The organism is Roseicitreum antarcticum, assembly GCF_014681765.1.
Taxonomy (GTDB): domain Bacteria; phylum Pseudomonadota; class Alphaproteobacteria; order Rhodobacterales; family Rhodobacteraceae; genus Roseicitreum; species Roseicitreum antarcticum.
On record NZ_CP061498.1, the window covers coordinates 2,802,863 to 2,819,745 of the forward strand.

The 16,883-nt window shown below is 59.7% G+C and carries 27 protein-coding genes; all 27 read left to right on the top strand.

What is annotated here, in order from left to right; translation table 11 throughout:
- Positions 1 to 2 precede the first annotated feature (2 nt).
- The 27 genes from fusA to H9529_RS13475 all read left to right on the top strand — a co-directional run bounded on the left by fusA (position 3) and on the right by H9529_RS13475 (position 16,793).
- Entirely contained in the window at positions 3 to 2,120 is a 2,118-nt protein-coding gene (fusA, locus tag H9529_RS13345) for an elongation factor G (RefSeq protein WP_092892390.1), read from the top strand.
- A gap of 85 nt (positions 2,121 to 2,205) precedes the next feature.
- On the top strand, positions 2,206 to 3,381 hold the full coding sequence (gene tuf, locus H9529_RS13350; RefSeq protein WP_092885009.1) for an elongation factor Tu: 1,176 nt from the start codon (positions 2,206 to 2,208) through the stop codon (positions 3,379 to 3,381).
- A 53-nt stretch (positions 3,382 to 3,434) separates the two neighbouring features.
- Positions 3,435 to 3,743 carry a 30S ribosomal protein S10 gene (gene rpsJ, locus H9529_RS13355; protein ID WP_035839223.1) on the top strand — a complete coding sequence of 103 codons (309 nt, stop codon included), beginning with the start codon at positions 3,435 to 3,437 and terminating at the stop codon, positions 3,741 to 3,743.
- Positions 3,744 to 3,756: 13 nt separating this feature from the next.
- On the top strand, positions 3,757 to 4,623 hold the full coding sequence (rplC, locus tag H9529_RS13360; protein WP_092885011.1) for a 50S ribosomal protein L3: 867 nt from the start codon (positions 3,757 to 3,759) through the stop codon (positions 4,621 to 4,623).
- On the top strand, positions 4,620 to 5,240 hold the full coding sequence (rplD, locus tag H9529_RS13365) for a 50S ribosomal protein L4 (RefSeq protein ID WP_092885013.1): 621 nt from the start codon (positions 4,620 to 4,622) through the stop codon (positions 5,238 to 5,240). Before rplC ends, rplD begins: the two co-directional genes overlap by 4 nt.
- The gene (locus tag H9529_RS13370) at positions 5,237 to 5,533 is read left to right on the top strand and encodes a 50S ribosomal protein L23 (protein ID WP_092885015.1); all 297 of its coding nucleotides are present in this window, start codon (positions 5,237 to 5,239) and stop codon (positions 5,531 to 5,533) included. Before rplD ends, H9529_RS13370 begins: the two co-directional genes overlap by 4 nt.
- Positions 5,534 to 5,649: 116 nt before the next feature.
- The gene (gene rplB, locus H9529_RS13375) at positions 5,650 to 6,489 is read left to right on the top strand and encodes a 50S ribosomal protein L2 (RefSeq protein WP_092885017.1); all 840 of its coding nucleotides are present in this window, start codon (positions 5,650 to 5,652) and stop codon (positions 6,487 to 6,489) included.
- Positions 6,490 to 6,492: 3 nt separating this feature from the next.
- Positions 6,493 to 6,771, top strand: a complete 279-nt coding sequence (gene rpsS / locus H9529_RS13380) for a 30S ribosomal protein S19 (protein WP_092885019.1) — start codon at positions 6,493 to 6,495, stop codon at positions 6,769 to 6,771.
- Positions 6,772 to 6,776: 5 nt separating this feature from the next.
- Entirely contained in the window at positions 6,777 to 7,157 is a 381-nt protein-coding gene (gene rplV / locus H9529_RS13385; RefSeq protein ID WP_092885020.1) for a 50S ribosomal protein L22, read from the top strand.
- Complete coding sequence (rpsC, locus tag H9529_RS13390; RefSeq protein ID WP_092885022.1) at positions 7,157 to 7,858, top strand: 30S ribosomal protein S3; 702 nt, start codon at positions 7,157 to 7,159, stop codon at positions 7,856 to 7,858. The genes rplV and rpsC overlap by 1 nt, the downstream gene beginning before the upstream one ends.
- A gap of 21 nt (positions 7,859 to 7,879) precedes the next feature.
- The gene (rplP, locus tag H9529_RS13395) at positions 7,880 to 8,293 is read left to right on the top strand and encodes a 50S ribosomal protein L16 (protein ID WP_092885024.1); all 414 of its coding nucleotides are present in this window, start codon (positions 7,880 to 7,882) and stop codon (positions 8,291 to 8,293) included.
- Between the two features lie 106 nt (positions 8,294 to 8,399).
- Complete coding sequence (rpmC, locus tag H9529_RS13400; protein WP_092885026.1) at positions 8,400 to 8,603, top strand: 50S ribosomal protein L29; 204 nt, start codon at positions 8,400 to 8,402, stop codon at positions 8,601 to 8,603.
- 11 nt (positions 8,604 to 8,614) lie between these two features.
- Complete coding sequence (gene rpsQ / locus H9529_RS13405; RefSeq protein WP_092885028.1) at positions 8,615 to 8,854, top strand: 30S ribosomal protein S17; 240 nt, start codon at positions 8,615 to 8,617, stop codon at positions 8,852 to 8,854.
- A 63-nt stretch (positions 8,855 to 8,917) separates the two neighbouring features.
- The gene (rplN, locus tag H9529_RS13410) at positions 8,918 to 9,286 is read left to right on the top strand and encodes a 50S ribosomal protein L14 (RefSeq protein WP_085880043.1); all 369 of its coding nucleotides are present in this window, start codon (positions 8,918 to 8,920) and stop codon (positions 9,284 to 9,286) included.
- Positions 9,286 to 9,591: a 50S ribosomal protein L24 gene (gene rplX / locus H9529_RS13415; protein ID WP_092885030.1), complete on the top strand. Its 306-nt coding sequence runs from the start codon at positions 9,286 to 9,288 to the stop codon at positions 9,589 to 9,591. The genes rplN and rplX overlap by 1 nt, the downstream gene beginning before the upstream one ends.
- Positions 9,591 to 10,151: a 50S ribosomal protein L5 gene (gene rplE / locus H9529_RS13420; RefSeq protein WP_092885032.1), complete on the top strand. Its 561-nt coding sequence runs from the start codon at positions 9,591 to 9,593 to the stop codon at positions 10,149 to 10,151. Before rplX ends, rplE begins: the two co-directional genes overlap by 1 nt.
- Before the next feature lie 18 nt (positions 10,152 to 10,169).
- A complete protein-coding gene (gene rpsN / locus H9529_RS13425; RefSeq protein WP_092885034.1) occupies positions 10,170 to 10,475 on the top strand; it encodes a 30S ribosomal protein S14 in 306 nt (101 codons plus the stop codon).
- Between the two features lie 12 nt (positions 10,476 to 10,487).
- Positions 10,488 to 10,886: a 30S ribosomal protein S8 gene (gene rpsH / locus H9529_RS13430; protein ID WP_176846815.1), complete on the top strand. Its 399-nt coding sequence runs from the start codon at positions 10,488 to 10,490 to the stop codon at positions 10,884 to 10,886.
- A 10-nt stretch (positions 10,887 to 10,896) separates the two neighbouring features.
- A complete protein-coding gene (gene rplF / locus H9529_RS13435; RefSeq protein WP_092885036.1) occupies positions 10,897 to 11,430 on the top strand; it encodes a 50S ribosomal protein L6 in 534 nt (177 codons plus the stop codon).
- A 12-nt stretch (positions 11,431 to 11,442) separates the two neighbouring features.
- A complete protein-coding gene (gene rplR / locus H9529_RS13440) occupies positions 11,443 to 11,802 on the top strand; it encodes a 50S ribosomal protein L18 (protein ID WP_092885038.1) in 360 nt (119 codons plus the stop codon).
- Between the two features lie 10 nt (positions 11,803 to 11,812).
- The gene (rpsE, locus tag H9529_RS13445) at positions 11,813 to 12,367 is read left to right on the top strand and encodes a 30S ribosomal protein S5 (RefSeq protein WP_092885040.1); all 555 of its coding nucleotides are present in this window, start codon (positions 11,813 to 11,815) and stop codon (positions 12,365 to 12,367) included.
- Between the two features lie 12 nt (positions 12,368 to 12,379).
- Entirely contained in the window at positions 12,380 to 12,568 is a 189-nt protein-coding gene (rpmD, locus tag H9529_RS13450) for a 50S ribosomal protein L30 (RefSeq protein WP_092885042.1), read from the top strand.
- 135 nt (positions 12,569 to 12,703) lie between these two features.
- On the top strand, positions 12,704 to 13,201 hold the full coding sequence (rplO, locus tag H9529_RS13455) for a 50S ribosomal protein L15 (RefSeq protein ID WP_092885044.1): 498 nt from the start codon (positions 12,704 to 12,706) through the stop codon (positions 13,199 to 13,201).
- 107 nt (positions 13,202 to 13,308) lie between these two features.
- On the top strand, positions 13,309 to 14,679 hold the full coding sequence (secY, locus tag H9529_RS13460; protein ID WP_092885046.1) for a preprotein translocase subunit SecY: 1,371 nt from the start codon (positions 13,309 to 13,311) through the stop codon (positions 14,677 to 14,679).
- Positions 14,680 to 14,883: 204 nt separating this feature from the next.
- Entirely contained in the window at positions 14,884 to 15,252 is a 369-nt protein-coding gene (rpsM, locus tag H9529_RS13465; RefSeq protein ID WP_092885048.1) for a 30S ribosomal protein S13, read from the top strand.
- Between the two features lie 15 nt (positions 15,253 to 15,267).
- A complete protein-coding gene (gene rpsK / locus H9529_RS13470) occupies positions 15,268 to 15,657 on the top strand; it encodes a 30S ribosomal protein S11 (protein ID WP_092885050.1) in 390 nt (129 codons plus the stop codon).
- Between the two features lie 119 nt (positions 15,658 to 15,776).
- Positions 15,777 to 16,793 carry a DNA-directed RNA polymerase subunit alpha gene (locus H9529_RS13475; protein WP_092885392.1) on the top strand — a complete coding sequence of 339 codons (1,017 nt, stop codon included), beginning with the start codon at positions 15,777 to 15,779 and terminating at the stop codon, positions 16,791 to 16,793.
- Positions 16,794 to 16,883 lie beyond the last annotated feature (90 nt).

Genomic DNA, 16,883 nt, shown 5'->3' on the forward strand with positions numbered 1-16,883 from the left:
CAATGGCACGCGACTATCCCCTTGAGCGCTACCGCAACTTCGGTATCATGGCGCATATTGACGCCGGTAAAACCACCACGACCGAGCGTATCCTGTTCTACACAGGCAAATCGCACAAGATCGGCGAAGTGCATGATGGTGCGGCCACCATGGACTGGATGGAGCAGGAGCAGGAACGCGGGATCACCATCACCTCGGCTGCGACCACGACGTTCTGGGAAAAGACCCTGACCGGCACCGAGCCGATCAGCGAGAAATTCCGCTTCAACATCATCGACACCCCCGGCCACGTTGACTTCACCATCGAAGTCGAGCGTTCGCTGGCCGTGCTGGATGGCGCGATCTGTCTGTTGGACGGGAACGCCGGTGTGGAGCCGCAGACCGAAACCGTGTGGCGTCAGGCTGACCGTTACAAGGTGCCGCGGATTGTGTTCGTCAACAAGATGGACAAGATCGGTGCCGATTTCTACAATTGCGTCAAGATGATCAAGGACCGCACGGGTGCGATCCCCGTGCCGATTGCGCTGCCGATTGGTTCCGAAGACCAGCTGGAAGGTCTGATCGACCTGATCACCATGGAAGAATGGACCTGGCGCGGTGAAGACCTCGGCGCGACCTGGACCCGTCAGGAAATCCGCGAAGATCTTAAGGATCTGGCGGACGAATGGCGCGCGCACATGATCGAAATTGCGGTCGAGCAAGACGACACCGTGATGGAAGCCTACCTTGACGGCATCGAGCCCGATGAGGCAACGCTGCGCCGCCTGATCCGCAAGGGTACGCTGGCACTGGCCTTCGTGCCGGTCACCACGGGTTCTGCGTTCAAGAACAAGGGCGTGCAGCCCCTGTTGAACTCGGTCATCGATTTCCTGCCCAGCCCGCTGGACGTGCCCGCCTACATGGGTTTCAGCCCGGACGATGAGACGGAAACCCGTAACATCGCGCGGCACGCCGACGATTCCGAGCCGTTCTCGGGCCTGGCATTCAAAATCATGAACGACCCCTTCGTGGGCTCGCTGACCTTCACACGCCTGTATTCGGGCATGCTGAAGAAAGGCGACAACATGCTCAACGCCACCAAAGGCAAAAAAGAGCGTGTTGGCCGTATGATGATGATGCACGCGATCAACCGCGAAGAAATCGACGAAGCGTTTGCAGGCGACATCATCGCGCTGGCCGGTCTGAAGGAAACCACCACCGGGGACACGCTGTGCGCGCCGTCTTCGCCCGTGGTTCTGGAAACCATGACTTTCCCCGAGCCGGTCATCGAGATCGCGATCGAGCCGAAGTCGAAAGCCGACCAAGAGAAAATGGGTCTGGCCCTGGCGCGTCTGGCGGCTGAAGACCCCTCGTTCCGCGTGGAAACCGATTTTGAATCGGGTCAGACGATCATGAAAGGCATGGGCGAGCTTCACCTCGACATCCTGGTGGATCGCATGAAGCGCGAATTCAAGGTCGAAGCCAACATCGGCGCACCGCAAGTTGCTTACCGTGAGACGATCTCGAAGCTGGCCGAAATTGACTATACCCACAAGAAACAGACCGGTGGTACCGGCCAGTTCGCACGGATCAAGCTGATCATCGAACCGACTGCGCCGGGCGAAGGCTATTCCTTCGAATCGAAGATCGTGGGTGGTTCGGTGCCGAAGGAATACATCCCCGGTGTCGAAAAAGGCATCAAATCGGTGATGGATTCCGGCCCGCTGGCAGGCTTCCCGGTGATCGACTTCAAGGTTGCGCTGGTCGACGGTGCGTTCCACGACGTGGACTCCAGCGTTCTGGCGTTTGAGATCGCATCGCGGGCTGCCATGCGTGAGGGTCTGAGAAAGGCCGGCGCGAAGCTGCTGGAACCGATGATGAAGGTCGAAGTTGTGACCCCGGAAGAATACACCGGCGGCATCATCGGCGACTTGACCAGCCGTCGCGGCCAGATCTCGGGCCAGGAAAACCGTGGCAACGCCGTTGCCATCGACGCCTTCGTCCCGTTGGCCAACATGTTTGGCTACATCAACACGCTGCGTTCGATGTCGTCGGGCCGGGCCAACTTCTCGATGCAATTCGCGCATTATGAAGCCGTGCCGCAGAACATCTCGGACGAGATCCAGAAGAAATACGCATAACGGGATGGCGGGGTGAACCCCGCCCTACCCACCATCAGTAGGGCGGGTCACGCACCCGCCGCCCGAAAAGATAAAGGAGCCCACCATGGCGAAGGCAAAGTTTGAACGGAACAAACCGCATGTGAACGTCGGCACGATTGGCCACGTTGACCACGGCAAGACGACACTGACGGCAGCGATCACGAAGTATTTCGGCGATTTCAGAGCGTATGACATGATCGACGCGGCGCCCGAAGAAAAAGCGCGCGGGATCACGATCTCGACCGCGCACGTGGAATACGAGACCGAGGCCCGTCACTATGCCCACGTCGACTGCCCCGGCCACGCCGACTACGTCAAGAACATGATCACCGGTGCCGCCCAGATGGACGGCGCGATCCTGGTGGTGAACGCGGCTGACGGCCCGATGCCGCAAACGCGCGAGCACATCTTGCTGGGTCGCCAGGTTGGTATTCCCTTCATGGTTGTGTACATGAACAAGGTCGACCAGGTCGATGACGAGGAACTGCTGGAACTGGTGGAAATGGAGATCCGCGAGCTTCTGTCGTCCTACGATTACCCCGGCGACGATATTCCGATCATCCGCGGCTCTGCTTTGCACGCGATGAACGGCACGCAGCCTGAAATCGGCGAAAACTCGATCCGCGCGCTGCTGGAAGCTGTCGACACCTATATCCCGACGCCTGCACGCCCGATCGACCAGCCGTTCCTGATGCCGATCGAAGACGTGTTCTCGATCTCGGGTCGGGGTACGGTTGTGACCGGCCGGATCGAGCGTGGCGTGATCAACGTTGGCGACAGCATTGAAATCGTTGGTATTCGTGACACGAAAACCACGACCTGTACCGGCGTGGAAATGTTCCGCAAACTGCTGGATCGCGGGGAAGCCGGCGACAACATCGGCGCGCTGCTGCGTGGTATCGGCCGTGAGGATGTTGAGCGTGGTCAGGTTCTGTGCAAGCCCAAATCGGTGCAACCGCACACCGAATTCGAGGCCGAAGCCTACATCTTGACCAAGGAAGAGGGCGGTCGCCACACCCCGTTCTTCGCGAACTACCGCCCGCAGTTCTACTTCCGCACGACGGACGTGACCGGCACGGTGATGCTGCCCGAGGGCACCGAAATGGTGATGCCGGGTGACAACCTGAAGTTCAACGTTCAACTGATCGCGCCCATCGCGATGGAAGAAAAACTGCGCTTCGCCATCCGCGAAGGCGGCCGCACCGTCGGTGCAGGCGTCGTGTCGAAGATCATCAAGTAATCGAATGGTCGGGTGCGCGCTTTCGCGCACCCACCTTTGCCAGGGATAAGACAATGCAAGGTCAAACGATCCGCATCCGGCTGAAGGCCTTCGATTACCGCGTTCTGGATTCCAGCACGCAGGAAATCGTCAATACGGCCAAGCGCACGGGCGCACAGGTACGCGGGCCGATCCCGCTGCCGAACAAGATTGAAAAATTCACCGTTCTGCGCGGTCCGCACATCGACAAGAAGTCGCGCGACCAGTGGGAAATCCGCACGCACAAACGCCTTCTCGACATCGTCGACCCCACTCCGCAAACCGTGGACGCGCTTATGAAGCTCGACCTGGCTGCCGGTGTGGATGTCGAGATCAAGGTTTAAGGGAGCCCGACAGATGCGCTCTGGAGTAATTGCTAAAAAGCTGGGCATGACCCGGCTGTTCCTGGAAGACGGTCGGCAGGTTCCTGTCACCGTGCTTCAGCTGGACGGGTTGCAGGTCGTTGCCTGCCGCACCGCTGAGACCGACGGATATTCCGCCGTTCAGCTGGGTGCGGGCGCTGCGAAAGCAAAACGCACCACCGCCGCCATGCGCGGCCACTTCGCCAAGGCCAATGTTGCGCCGAAGCGGAAACTGGCCGAATTCCGCGTGACGCCTGACAACATGATCGACGTGGGTGAAGAAATCACCGCCGACCATTACTTTGCCGGGCAGTTCGTGGATATCGCGGGCACCTCGATCGGTAAGGGTTTTGCCGGTGTCATGAAGCGCCACAACTTTGGCGGCCTGCGGGCCACCCACGGTGTGTCGGTCAGCCACCGGTCGCACGGGTCCACGGGCCAGTGTCAGGACCCGGGCAAGGTGTTCAAAGGCAAGAAAATGGCCGGTCATATGGGTTCCGCCCGTATCACCACGCAGAACCTGCAGGTCGTCAAGACCGATAGCGAACGCGGGCTGATCATGATCAAGGGCGCCGTGCCCGGGTCGAAAGGCGGCTGGGTCACGATCAAGGATGCGGTCAAGAAACCGTTCCCCGAGAACGCGATTGTGCCTGCCGCGCTGCGATCCGCTGCCGATGCCGCTGCGAAAGCCGCTGCTGAAGCCGCCGCTGCCGCCGCCGCCGAGGAAGAAGCCGCACGCGTGGCTGCCGCCGAGGCTGAAGCTGCTGCGCAAGAAGCCGCCCTGGCCGATGCCGAGGCGTCGATCGACGCGGACAAGGCTGCTGTGGACCCCAACGCTGCACCTGAAGGGGACGACAAATGAAACTCGACGTAATCAATCTTGATGCGGCAGCCGCGGGTGACATCGACCTCGATGATGCCATCTTCGGTCTGGAGCCCCGTGCAGACATTCTGCACCGGGTCGTCCGCTGGCAGCGCGCCCGCGCGCAGGCCGGGACGCACAAGACCAAGGGCCGGTCCGAGACCAGCTATTCGACCAAGAAGATCTATCGCCAGAAGGGCACCGGCGGCGCACGCCACGGTGACCGGAACGCGCCGATCTTCCGGTCGGGCGGTGTTTACAAAGGGCCGGTCCCGCGCAGCCATGCGTTTGATCTGCCGAAGAAAGTCCGCGCCCTGGGTCTGAAGCACGCATTGTCCGCGAAAGCAGGCAGCGGCAAGCTGATCATCCTGGAATCGACCGACATGGCCGAAGGGAAGACTTCGGTTCTTGCCAAGGCCGCGAAGGAACTGGGCTGGAAAAAGGTCCTGATCATCGACGGCGCCGAGGTGAATGAGAACTTCGCCATGGCCGCGCGGAACATCGAAGGTATCGATGTGCTGCCGACGATGGGCGCAAACGTATACGATATCCTGAAACGTGACACCCTGGTGATCACGCGCGCAGGGATCGAAGCTCTGGAGGCTCGGCTGAAATGAGCGCGAAGGCAGAACAATACGATGTGATCCGCAAGCCGATCATCACCGAAAAGGCCACCATGGCATCTGAAGCCAATGCCGTGGTGTTCGAGGTGGCGATGGACGCGAACAAGCCGCAGATCAAACAAGCCGTCGAGGCGCTGTTTGGTGTGAAGGTCAAAGCGGTCAACACGACGATCACCAAAGGCAAGGTCAAGCGCTTCAAGGGCATGCTGGGCCGCCGCCGTGACGTCAAGAAAGCATATGTCACCCTCGAAGAGGGAAATGCTATCGACGTGAACACAGGTCTTTGATAAAGACCAAGCGACTCAACGGCCCGGGTTTCCGGGCCGTTGATTATTTTGCGGGTCTGGCCCGCATTTGGACGAAACTGGACCACTTGGTCCGAAGCTGACGGAAGACAGAAAGCATGGCACTCAAGTCGTATAAACCGACGACGCCGGGCCAGCGTGGGCTGGTTCTGATCGACCGTTCGGAGCTTTGGAAAGGTCGCCCCGTCAAGGCCCTCACGCAGGGTCTGACGAAATCGGGCGGTCGGAACAACACCGGACGGATCACGATGCGCCGCATGGGCGGGGGCGCGAAGCGTCTCTATCGCATTGTGGACTTCAAACGCACGAAGTTCGGCATTCCGGCCACCGTTGAACGGATCGAATACGATCCCAACCGCACGGCCTTCATCGCACTGATCAAGTATCAGGACGGCGAGCAATCCTATATCCTGGCGCCGCAGCGGCTGGGCGTGGGCGACACCATTGTCGCCAACACAAAAACCGACGTGAAGCCGGGCAACGCAATGCCGTTTTCGGGCATGCCGATCGGTACGATCGTGCACAACGTCGAACTGAAAGCGGGCAAGGGCGGTCAGATCGCACGCGCCGCAGGCACCTATGCCCAGTTCGTCGGCCGCGACGGTGGGTATGCCCAGATCCGCCTGTCCTCGGGCGAGCTGCGCATGGTGCGTCAGGAATGCATGGCCACGATCGGTGCCGTGTCGAACCCCGACAACTCGAACCAGAACTTCGGCAAGGCTGGCCGGATGCGCCATTACGGCATCCGCCCGTCGGTGCGTGGTGTGGTCATGAACCCCATCGACCACCCGCATGGTGGTGGTGAGGGTCGGACATCGGGTGGTCGTACCCCCGTTACCCCGTGGGGTAAGGACACCAAGGGTAAGAAGACCCGCTCGAACAAGGCTACGGACAAATATATCCTCCGTACGCGCCACGCCAAGAAGAAGGGTCGCTGATCCATGTCACGTTCAGTCTGGAAAGGCCCTTTCGTTGACGCTTATGTGCTGAAAAAAGCAGAAAAAGCGCGCGATTCAGGGCGGAATGAAGTTATCAAGATCTGGTCGCGCCGTTCGACCATCCTGCCGCAGTTTGTCGGCCTGACGTTCGGCGTCTACAACGGGAAAAAACACATTCCCGTCAACGTCTCCGAAGATATGATCGGCCAGAAGTTTGGCGAATACTCGCCGACGCGGACCTACTACGGTCACGCCGCCGACAAAAAAGCGAAACGGAAGTAATCGCCATGGGTAAAGAGAAAAATCCGCGCCGCGTGGCCGAGAACGAAGCAATGGCCAAGACGCGCATGCTGCGCACCTCGCCGCAGAAACTGAACCTGGTTGCCCAGATGATCCGTGGCAAGTCGGTGGACAAGGCTTTGGCCGACCTCACCTTCTCCAAGAAGCGGATCGCGGGCGATGTGAAAAAGTGCCTGCAATCGGCAATCGCCAATGCTGAAAACAACCACGGTCTGGACGTTGACGAACTGGTCATCGCCGAGGCGTGGGTCGGCAAGAACCTGGTCATGAAACGTGGGCGTCCGCGCGCACGCGGCCGTTTCGGCAAGATCATGAAGCCGTTTTCAGAGCTGACGATCAAGGTACGGCAACCTGAGGAGCAAGCATAATGGGTCAGAAAGTCAATCCGATTGGCATGCGGCTTCAGGTCAACCGTACCTGGGACAGCCGCTGGTTCGCGGAAAGCAAGGATTTCGGCAACCTGTTGCTGGAAGACCTGAGAATGCGCGAATTCATCAAGGAAGAGTGCAAGCAGGCCGGCATCAGCCGCGTCATCATCGAGCGCCCGCACAAGAAATGCCGCGTCACGATCCATTCGGCCCGCCCGGGTGTCATCATCGGCAAGAAAGGCGCAGACATCGAGTCGCTGCGCAAGAAACTGTCGAAGTTCACCAAGTCGGACCTGCACCTGAACATCGTTGAGGTTCGCAAGCCCGAACTGGACGCGCAGCTGGTTGCCGAAAGCATCACCCAGCAGCTGGAACGCCGGGTGTCCTTCCGTCGTGCCATGAAGCGTGCCGTGCAGAACGCGATGCGTATGGGGGCCCTGGGTATTCGGGTCAACGTCGCGGGCCGTCTGGGCGGGGCCGAGATTGCGCGTACCGAATGGTATCGTGAAGGCCGTGTGCCGCTGCACACCCTGCGCGCTGACATCGACTATGCACATTCCGAAGGTGCCACCGCGTACGGTATCATCGGCGTCAAGGTCTGGATCTTCAAGGGTGAAATCCTTGAGCATGATCCGCAGGCCCGCGATCGCCGTTCTCAGGAACTTCAGGACAGCGGCGGCGCCTCGCGCCCGCGTCGCTGACCGCACTGAAGGAGCAAGACAATGCTGCAACCGAAACGGACCAAGTTCCGCAAGTTGTTCAAAGGCCGGATCAAGGGCGAAGCGAAGGGCGGGTTTGACCTGAACTTCGGCTCGTTCGGGCTGAAGGCGATCGAGCCCGAGCGGATCACCGCCCGGCAGATCGAAGCCGCCCGCCGCGCCATGACCCGGCACATGAAACGTCAGGGCCGGGTCTGGATCCGGGTATTCCCCGACACCCCTGTTACCTCGAAGCCGACCGAAGTGCGGATGGGTAAAGGGAAAGGCTCGATCGATTTTTGGGCCTCCAAAGTTAAACCCGGCCGCATCATGTTCGAGATTGACGGGGTAGGGGAAGTTGTGGCAAGAGAAGCACTACGTCTTGCCGCGATGAAACTGCCGATCAAGACCAAGGTCGTCGTTCGCGAAGACTGGTGAATTTTGCCAAGGCCCCGCAGGTTTCCCCACAGGGATTCATGCGGGGTCTTGGTGTTATTGGAAAAGCGTCAGCGCGTCTGGCGACTTCTGATGAGAGGATGGGCGCATGAACGCCGAGGAATTGAGATCGAAGACCCCCGATCAGTTGCGTGATGCACTGGTCAGCCTGAAAAAAGAGGCGTTCAACCTGCGCTTCCAACAGGCAACGAATCAGCTGGAGAATACCGCGCGCGTCCGCAAGGTCCGCCGGGATGCTGCCCGCGTGAAAACGATTCTGAACCAAAAAGCTGCCGAAGCGGCCGCTAACTAAGGAGCTGGCACATGCCCAAACGCATTCTGCAAGGCACCGTGACGAGCGACCAGAACGAACAGACCGTCACGGTTCTGGTCGAGCGCCGCTTTACGCACCCGGTGATGAAGAAAACCGTTCGTAGCACGAAGAAATATCGTGCCCATGACGCGAACAATCAATTCAAGGTTGGTGACACCGTCCGAATTCAGGAATGTGCGCCCGTCTCGAAAACCAAACGCTGGGAGGTTTTGGCAGAAGCTTCGGCTTAAGCCATAAACCTTTCGGTTTGATCGAAACCCTGGGCATGATGCCCAAAGGTCGGGAGAAACCTAATGATCCAGATGCAGACCAATCTGGATGTTGCTGATAACTCCGGCGCACGCCGAGTTCAGTGCATCAAGGTCTTGGGCGGTTCGCACCGCCGCTACGCATCGGTCGGCGATATCATCGTCGTATCGGTGAAAGAAGCGATCCCCCGTGGCCGCGTCAAAAAAGGCGACGTGCGTAAAGCCGTCGTCGTGCGCACCGCGAAAGAAGTTCGTCGCGAAGATGGCACCGCCATCCGCTTCGACCGCAACGCTGCTGTTATCTTGAACAATAACAACGAGCCGATCGGCACCCGTATCTTCGGGCCGGTGGTGCGCGAGCTGCGTGCGAAGAACTTCATGAAGATCATCTCATTGGCTCCGGAGGTGCTCTGATGGCTGCCAAGCTCAAAAAAGGCGATAAGGTCGTTGTCCTCGCGGGCAAAGACAAAGGGAAATCCGGCGCAATCAGCCGCGTGATGCCCGACGCCAACCAGGCTGTGGTAGAGGGTCTGAACATTTCGATCCGCCACACCAAGCAATCCCAGACGACCCAAGGTGGCCGCATCCCGCAAGCGATGCCCATCGACCTGTCGAACCTGGCGTTGCAGGACGCAAACGGCAAAGCGACCCGTGTCGGCTTCCGCGTGGAAGAAGGCAAGAAGATCCGGTTCGCCAAAACCACCGGGGAGGCGATCTGATGCTGGACACCGCAACCTATATCCCGCGTCTGAAGGCTGAATATCGCGACCGTATCAAAGCGGCGCTGATGGAAGAATTCGGCTACAAGAACGCGATGATGCTGCCCAAACTGGACAAGGTCGTCCTGAACATGGGCATCGGCGAAGCCGTCAAGGACACCAAGAAGATCAAGTCGGCCCACGCCGACATGACCCAGATCGCTGGCCAGCGCGCTGTGATTACCAAAGCCAAGAACTCCATCGCCGGGTTCCGTGTCCGTGAAGAAATGCCGCTGGGCGTCAAAGTGACGCTGCGCGGCGACCGGATGTACGAATTCATGGACCGTCTGATCAACGTGGCCCTGCCGCGCGTCCGCGACTTTCGCGGCGTCAAGGGTTCGTCCTTCGACGGGCGTGGCAACTATGCCATGGGCATCAAGGAACATATCGTATTCCCCGAGATCAACTTCGACCAGGTCGATGAAGTCTGGGGCATGGATGTGATCATCTGCACCACCGCGAAAACCGACGCGGAAGCCAAGGCGCTGTTGAAGCAATTCAACATGCCCTTCAATAGCTGACGCGGAAGGAGAAAAAACATGGCCAAGAAATCAATGGTCGAGCGCGAGAAAAAGCGGCAGGTGCTGGTGGCTAAATACGCCACGAAACGCGCTGCGCTGAAAGCGATCGCTGCCGACGAATCCCGCCCGATGGAAGAACGCTTCAAGGCGAACCTGAAACTGGCGCAACTGCCGCGCAATTCCTCGGCAACGCGCCTGCACAACCGCTGCGAACTTAGCGGTCGCCCCAAGGCTTACTACCGTAAACTGAAACTTTCGCGGATCGCGCTGCGCGATCTGGCCTCGTTTGGTCAGATCCCCGGCATGGTCAAATCCAGCTGGTAAGGAGGAAGCCTCATGTCGATGAACGATCCTCTTGGCGATATGCTGACCCGCATCCGCAACGCACAGTTGCGCGGCAAGTCCAAGGTCCACACGCCGGCGTCGAAGCTGCGCGCCTGGGTGCTGGATGTGCTGCTGGATGAAGGTTACATCCGCGGTTACGCCCCCGGTACGGGCGCCGATGGCCACCCGGAACTGGTGATCGAACTTAAATACGCCGATGGCACCCCTGCCATTCGTGAACTGAAGCGGATCTCGACCCCGGGTCGCCGCGTCTATTCCGGCGTCCGTGAAATCCCGTCGGTCCGTAACGGGCTTGGGGTTTCCGTCGTATCGACGCCGAAAGGTGTCATGTCAGATGCAAATGCGCGCGCAGCCAATGTCGGCGGCGAAGTGCTTTGCCGCGTGTTCTGAGGAGGGCAAGATGTCTCGTATTGGGAAAAAACCGGTCGAGCTGCCCTCGGGTGTCAGCGCGTCGGTGTCTGGTCAGAAGATCGAAGTGAAGGGGCCGAAAGGCACCCGCTCCTTCACCGCGACCGACGACGTGGATATCATTCTGGACGGCAATGTCGTGACCATCAAGCCGCGCGGCTCTTCCAAGCGGGCGCGTCAGCAATGGGGCATGACCCGGTCGATGGTGTCGAACCTGGCGCAAGGCGTCACCGGCGGTTTCAAGAAAGAGCTCGAACTGGTCGGCGTGGGTTACCGCGCCGCGATGCAGGGCAAAGACCTGAAACTGTCGTTGGGCTACAGCCACGAAGTCATTTTCGACGTACCTGCCGGGGTGACTGTTGCCACGCCGAAGCAAACCGAGATCACGATCGAAGGCATGGACCAGCAGGTCGTGGGCCAGGTCGCAGCGAATATCCGCAAATGGCGGTCGCCGGAACCCTACAAGGGCAAAGGCATCCGTTACAAAGACGAATTTATCTTCCGTAAGGAAGGTAAGAAGAAGTAAGGGGCGCGAAAGATGGCGAACACTAAGCTAAAGCTGTTCCAGAAACGCCGCCTGCGCGTTCGGAATAAGTTGCGGGATTTGGCAAACGGGCGTCTGCGCCTGTCGGTCCACCGTTCGAACAAAAACATCAGCGTTCAGCTGATCGACGATGTGAAAGGGATCACTGTCGCCTCTGCCTCCAGCATGGAGAAAGATCTGGGCGTCGTGGGTACCAACAACATCGAAGCCGCGACCAAGGTCGGGGCAGCGATTGCAGAACGCGCCAAAGCAGCCGGTGTCGAAGAATGCTATTTCGACCGTGGTGGGTTCCTCTTTCATGGGAAGGTCAAGGCAGTTGCCGAAGCCGCCCGTGAAGGCGGCCTGAAGTTCTGAGGAGACGATCATGGCAAGAGAAGACAACCGTGGGGGCCGTCGCGACCGCGACGAAACACCCGAATTCGCCGATCGTCTGGTTGCGATCAACCGCGTGTCGAAAACCGTCAAGGGGGGCAAGCGTTTTGGCTTTGCCGCTCTGGTAGTTATCGGCGATCAGCGGGGCCGCGTTGGTTTCGGCAAGGGTAAAGCGAAAGAAGTACCCGAGGCGATCCGCAAGGCGACCGAACAGGCCAAGCGTCAGATGATCCGCGTACCGCTGCGCGATGGCCGCACGTTGCACCACGACGTGGCCGGTCGGCACGGCGCGGGCAAGGTCATCATGCGCGCGGCAGCACCGGGGACCGGCATCATCGCCGGCGGTCCGATGCGCGCCGTGTTCGAGATGCTGGGCCTGCAAGACGTTGTTGCAAAGTCGCTGGGTAGCCAGAACCCTTACAACATGGTTCGGGCCACGATGGACGGTCTGCGCAATGAATCCAGCCCCCGTATGGTGGCACAGCGTCGCGGCAAGAAGGTTGCAGATATTCTGCGCAAGCCTGAAGCCGAAGCTGTTGAAGCATAAGGACTGGATGAAATGGCAAAAACTATCGTCGTGAAGCAGATCGGCTCGCCGATCCGCCGTCCCGCCAGCCAGCGTGCAACGCTGGTCGGTCTGGGCCTGAACAAGATGCACCGCACCCGTGAGCTGGAGGATACGCCTTCGGTCCGTGGCATGGTCAACGCGATCCCGCACCTGGTGCAGATCGTCGAAGAGCGCGGTTAAGCTGACCCGATTTTTACCGGGGGGCGGGGTTTCCCGCCCCTTGGTGCGTTCCGGGGCATGGTGCCCTGCGAGCTACAAGCTGCGTCTGTCCTGTCCGTCGCTGGCGGGGCATTTCCGGCAAAAGGAGAGAGCGACATGAAACTGAATGAACTGCGCGACAACGAAGGCGCCACCAAGAACCGCATGCGTGTGGGCCGTGGCCCCGGTTCGGGCAAGGGTAAAATGGGTGGCCGCGGGATCAAGGGCCAGAACTCGCGTTCGGGCGTGGCGATCAAGTCGTACGAAGGCGGCCAGATGCCGCTGTATATGCGGTTGCCGAAACGCGGCTTCAACAAGCCGAACCGTCTGGAATTTGCCGTCGTCAACCTGGGCCTGATCGAGAAATTCATCGGGCTGGGCAAGATCGACGCGAGCCAGCCGATCACCGAGGACGTGCTGATTTCGACAGGTGTGGTGCGCCGCAAGCTGGACGGCATCCGCGTTCTGGCGAAAGGCGACATCACCAGCAAGGTCACGATCGAAGTGACCGGCGCCTCGAAACCTGCGATCGACGCGGTGGAAAAGGCCGGTGGCTCGCTGAAAGTTGCGGACGTTTTGCCCAAGCCCACCAAAGCGGGCAAGGTGAACGCCTGATTTATGGGTTGTGAGGGCGGCAGAACGCCCTTACATCTTCCTCATGGTTTTCCTGCGCCGCCAACCGGAGACCGGTCTGGCGGCGCTGTCATGAAAGAGTTGAGCATATGGCATCTGCTGCAGAGCAAATGGCGGCGAACACAAGCTGGGGCGCGCTGACCAAGGCCACCGACCTGCGCCGACGTATCATCTTCGCGCTGGGGTTGCTGATCGTGTATCGCATCGGCACGTATATCCCGGTGCCCGGCATCGACGGTCTGGCACTGCGCGAATTCATGGATGAGGCATCGGCCGGGATCGGCGGGATGCTCAACATGTTTACCGGCGGCGCGATCAGCCGCATGGGTATTTTCGCATTGGGGATCATGCCGTATATCTCGGCCTCGATCATCGTGCAGTTGATGGGCGCGATGTATGAGCCCTGGAAACAGCTCAAGAAAGAGGGTGAGCAGGGGCGCAAGAAGCTCAACCAATACACCCGCTTCGGCACGGTTGCGCTGGCCATCGTGCAAAGCTGGGGGCTTGCGGTCAGCCTGGAGGCGGGCGGCCTGGTCACCGATCCGGGGATGTTCTTCCGCGTTGCCTGTGTGATTACGCTGGTCGGCGGCACGATGTTCCTGATGTGGCTGGGTGAGCAGATCACCGCGCGCGGGATCGGCAACGGTATTTCGCTGATCATCTTTGTCGGCATCGTCGCCGAAATTCCCGCCGCGCTGGCGCAGTTCTTCAGCCAGGGCCGGTCGGGTGAGTTGTCGCCGCTGATCATCATCGGTGTGATCGTGATGATTACCGCCGTGATCGCCTTCGTGGTGTTCATGGAGCGCGCGCTACGCAAGATCACCATCCAGTACCCCCGGCGTCAGGTGGGGATGAAGGTCTATGACGGTGGTGCGTCGCATCTGCCGATCAAGGTAAACCCGGCAGGCGTGATTCCGGCGATCTTCGCGTCGTCGCTGCTGCTGCTGCCGGTCACGCTGGCAACGTTCTCGGGGAATCAGACCAGCGATGTCATGGCGACGGTGCTGGCCTATTTCGGCCCGGGGCAGCCGCTGTATCTGCTGTTCTTTACCGGCATGATCGTTTTCTTCACCTTCTTCTACACCGCCAACGTGGCGTTCAAGACGGATGATGTGGCCGACAACCTGAAGAACCAGAACGGCTTTATCCCCGGTATCCGGCCCGGCAAACGAACCCAGGATTATCTGGATTACGTTGTGACACGGCTTGTCACGGTGGGTGCGATCTACCTTGCGGCGGTGTGTCTGCTGCCGGAGATTCTGCGCAACCAACTGGCGATCCCCTTCTACTTTGGCGGCACATCGGTGCTGATCGTGGTGTCGGTGACGATGGACACGATCAACCAGGTACAGTCGCATCTGTTGGCCCATCAGTACGAGGGGCTGCTGGAACGGTCGCAATTGCGCGGCAAGCGGCGGGCCAAACCGGGCGCTCCGCGCAAGGGGCCGGCACGGCGTTAGGCAACAGGCACGGCGTGTCAAGTGGGTTGTTACATGCCACCTCTTGACGCGCCGTGCAAAACGCCATACGCGAGGCATTCCACTAAGGAATCACTAAAGGGGGCGGTTTGCCGTCCCTTTTGATGTTTGAAAGGCACGGGCCACCGGCTTCGTGTTGTGAAAAAAGGTTCTGGCGTTACGGAACCGCAACGAAAGGAAAACCGCGTGGCACGTATTGCTGGCGTAAACATTCCGACGGGGAAACGAGTCCCCATCGCATTGACCTATATCCACGGGATCGGCCCGACCAAAGCGCGCGAAATTTGCGACGCTTGCTCGATTGATGTGACGCGCCGCGTCAATCAATTGTCCGATGCCGAAGTCTTGAGCCTGCGCGAGCATATCGACGCGAACTTCACGGTAGAGGGTGACCTGCGCCGTGAAGTGCAGATGAACGTCAAACGTATGATGGACATGGGGTCGTATCGCGGGCTGCGCCATCGTCGCAACCTTCCCGTGCGCGGTCAGCGCACCCACACCAACGCACGGACTCGCAAGGGCCCTGCGAAAGCCATCGCTGGCAAGAAGAAGTAAGGGGAGCGTTAGACAATGGCACGGGATAAAGTGCGCGCTAAGCGCAAGGAACGTAAAAATATTGCAGCCGGTGTGGCGCATGTGAACTCCAGCTTCAACAACACCAAGATCCTGATTTCGGATGTGCAGGGCAACGCGATTGCCTGGTCGTCCGCAGGGACGATGGGGTTCAAGGGGTCGCGTAAATCGACACCTTACGCAGCACAGCTGGCGGCAGAAGATGCGGGCAAGAAAGCCCAGGATCATGGCGTGAAGACGCTGGAAGTCGAAGTTCAGGGCCCAGGTTCGGGCCGCGAATCGGCGCTGCGTGCGCTGGCAGCGGTTGGGTTCAACATCACTTCGATCCGTGATGTGACCCCCATGGCACACAACGGTTGCCGCCCGCCGAAGCGGCGTCGCGTCTGATCTGCACCACAGGGCTACCGGGCCGCGCGGATTTCGCGCGGCCCGTTTTTCGTCATTTCTGATCCTCGGACGTCGGTGTTTTTGGACATGAAGCACTGGCAAGCATGGAGGCGACATACATGATCCATAAAAATTGGCAGGAATTGATCAAGCCCGCGCAACTGGACGTGAAGCCGGGCAAAGACCCGATGCGGCACGCGGTTGCGGTGGCTGAGCCGCTGGAACGGGGCTTTGGCCTGACGCTGGGCAACGCGCTGCGGCGGGTTCTGATGTCGTCGCTGCAAGGCGCGGCCATCACCAGCATTCAGATCGACAACGTGCTGCACGAGTTTTCCAGCGTTGCAGGCGTACGCGAAGACGTGACCGACATCGTGCTGAACCTGAAGGGTGTGGCGTTGCGGATGGATGTGGACGGCCCCAAGCGGGTAACCATTTCCGCGCAAGGCCCGGCCATCGTGACCGCGGGCGACATTGCCGTGTCCGCCGGGATCGAAGTGCTGAACAAGGATCAGATCGTTTGCCACCTTGATGATGGCGCCGATCTGTTCATGGAACTGACGGTCAACACCGGCAAGGGATATGTCGCCGCTGACAAGAACCGCCCCGAAGATGCGCCGATCGGGTTGATCCCGATTGATGCGATCTTCTCGCCCGTGAAGAAGGTCAGCTACGAAGTTCAGCCCACCCGCGAAGGTCAGGTGCTGGATTATGACAAGCTGACGCTGAAGCTGGAAACCGACGGCTCGGTCCGTCCGGAGGACGCGATTGCCTACGCGGCGCGCATTCTGCAAGACCAGCTGCAAGTGTTCGTGAACTTCGACGAACCCGAGGCTGCGGGCCGCTTTGACGATGACGACGGGCTGGAATTCAACCCGCTCTTGCTGAAAAAGGTCGATGAGCTTGAACTGTCGGTACGTTCGGCAAACTGCCTGAAGAACGACAACATCGTCTATATCGGTGATCTGATCCAGAAAACCGAAGCCGAGATGCTGCGCACCCCGAACTTTGGCCGCAAATCCCTGAACGAGATCAAGGAAGTGCTGTCGGGTATGGGGCTGCATCTGGGCATGGATGTCGAGGACTGGCCGCCAGAGAACATCGAAGATCTGGCGAAACGCTTCGAAGATCAATTCTGATTCTTTGGGGGCGCGCGGCTTCCGTGCGCCCGTCACGACACGACTGGGCATGTTGCCCCAAGGAGAGCGGTGTTCACGCAGGCACCGCCG

Excerpts from the sequence above, each read along its gene's own strand:
- rplR (WP_092885038.1), top strand. The coding sequence starts at position 11,443 with ATGGCGAACACTAAGCTAAAGCTGTTCCAGAAACGCCGCCTGCGCGTT.
- rplP (WP_092885024.1), top strand. The coding sequence starts at position 7,880 with ATGCTGCAACCGAAACGGACCAAGTTCCGCAAGTTGTTCAAAGGCCGG.
- tuf (WP_092885009.1), top strand. The coding sequence starts at position 2,206 with ATGGCGAAGGCAAAGTTTGAACGGAACAAACCGCATGTGAACGTCGGC.
- rpsS (WP_092885019.1), top strand. The coding sequence starts at position 6,493 with ATGTCACGTTCAGTCTGGAAAGGCCCTTTCGTTGACGCTTATGTGCTG.
- rplO (WP_092885044.1), top strand. The coding sequence starts at position 12,704 with ATGAAACTGAATGAACTGCGCGACAACGAAGGCGCCACCAAGAACCGC.
- rplN (WP_085880043.1), top strand. The coding sequence starts at position 8,918 with ATGATCCAGATGCAGACCAATCTGGATGTTGCTGATAACTCCGGCGCA.
- rpsC (WP_092885022.1), top strand. The coding sequence starts at position 7,157 with ATGGGTCAGAAAGTCAATCCGATTGGCATGCGGCTTCAGGTCAACCGT.
- secY (WP_092885046.1), top strand. The coding sequence starts at position 13,309 with ATGGCATCTGCTGCAGAGCAAATGGCGGCGAACACAAGCTGGGGCGCG.
- rpsH (WP_176846815.1), top strand. The coding sequence starts at position 10,488 with ATGTCGATGAACGATCCTCTTGGCGATATGCTGACCCGCATCCGCAAC.
- rplD (WP_092885013.1), top strand. The coding sequence starts at position 4,620 with ATGAAACTCGACGTAATCAATCTTGATGCGGCAGCCGCGGGTGACATC.
- rplB (WP_092885017.1), top strand. The coding sequence starts at position 5,650 with ATGGCACTCAAGTCGTATAAACCGACGACGCCGGGCCAGCGTGGGCTG.
- H9529_RS13370 (WP_092885015.1), top strand. The coding sequence starts at position 5,237 with ATGAGCGCGAAGGCAGAACAATACGATGTGATCCGCAAGCCGATCATC.
- rpsJ (WP_035839223.1), top strand. The coding sequence starts at position 3,435 with ATGCAAGGTCAAACGATCCGCATCCGGCTGAAGGCCTTCGATTACCGC.
- rpsE (WP_092885040.1), top strand. The coding sequence starts at position 11,813 with ATGGCAAGAGAAGACAACCGTGGGGGCCGTCGCGACCGCGACGAAACA.
- rplC (WP_092885011.1), top strand. The coding sequence starts at position 3,757 with ATGCGCTCTGGAGTAATTGCTAAAAAGCTGGGCATGACCCGGCTGTTC.
- rpsK (WP_092885050.1), top strand. The coding sequence starts at position 15,268 with ATGGCACGGGATAAAGTGCGCGCTAAGCGCAAGGAACGTAAAAATATT.
- rplV (WP_092885020.1), top strand. The coding sequence starts at position 6,777 with ATGGGTAAAGAGAAAAATCCGCGCCGCGTGGCCGAGAACGAAGCAATG.
- fusA (WP_092892390.1), top strand. The coding sequence starts at position 3 with ATGGCACGCGACTATCCCCTTGAGCGCTACCGCAACTTCGGTATCATG.
- rpsQ (WP_092885028.1), top strand. The coding sequence starts at position 8,615 with ATGCCCAAACGCATTCTGCAAGGCACCGTGACGAGCGACCAGAACGAA.
- rpsN (WP_092885034.1), top strand. The coding sequence starts at position 10,170 with ATGGCCAAGAAATCAATGGTCGAGCGCGAGAAAAAGCGGCAGGTGCTG.
- rplX (WP_092885030.1), top strand. The coding sequence starts at position 9,286 with ATGGCTGCCAAGCTCAAAAAAGGCGATAAGGTCGTTGTCCTCGCGGGC.
- rpmD (WP_092885042.1), top strand. The coding sequence starts at position 12,380 with ATGGCAAAAACTATCGTCGTGAAGCAGATCGGCTCGCCGATCCGCCGT.
- rpmC (WP_092885026.1), top strand. The coding sequence starts at position 8,400 with ATGAACGCCGAGGAATTGAGATCGAAGACCCCCGATCAGTTGCGTGAT.
- rplE (WP_092885032.1), top strand. The coding sequence starts at position 9,591 with ATGCTGGACACCGCAACCTATATCCCGCGTCTGAAGGCTGAATATCGC.
- rplF (WP_092885036.1), top strand. The coding sequence starts at position 10,897 with ATGTCTCGTATTGGGAAAAAACCGGTCGAGCTGCCCTCGGGTGTCAGC.
- H9529_RS13475 (WP_092885392.1), top strand. The coding sequence starts at position 15,777 with ATGATCCATAAAAATTGGCAGGAATTGATCAAGCCCGCGCAACTGGAC.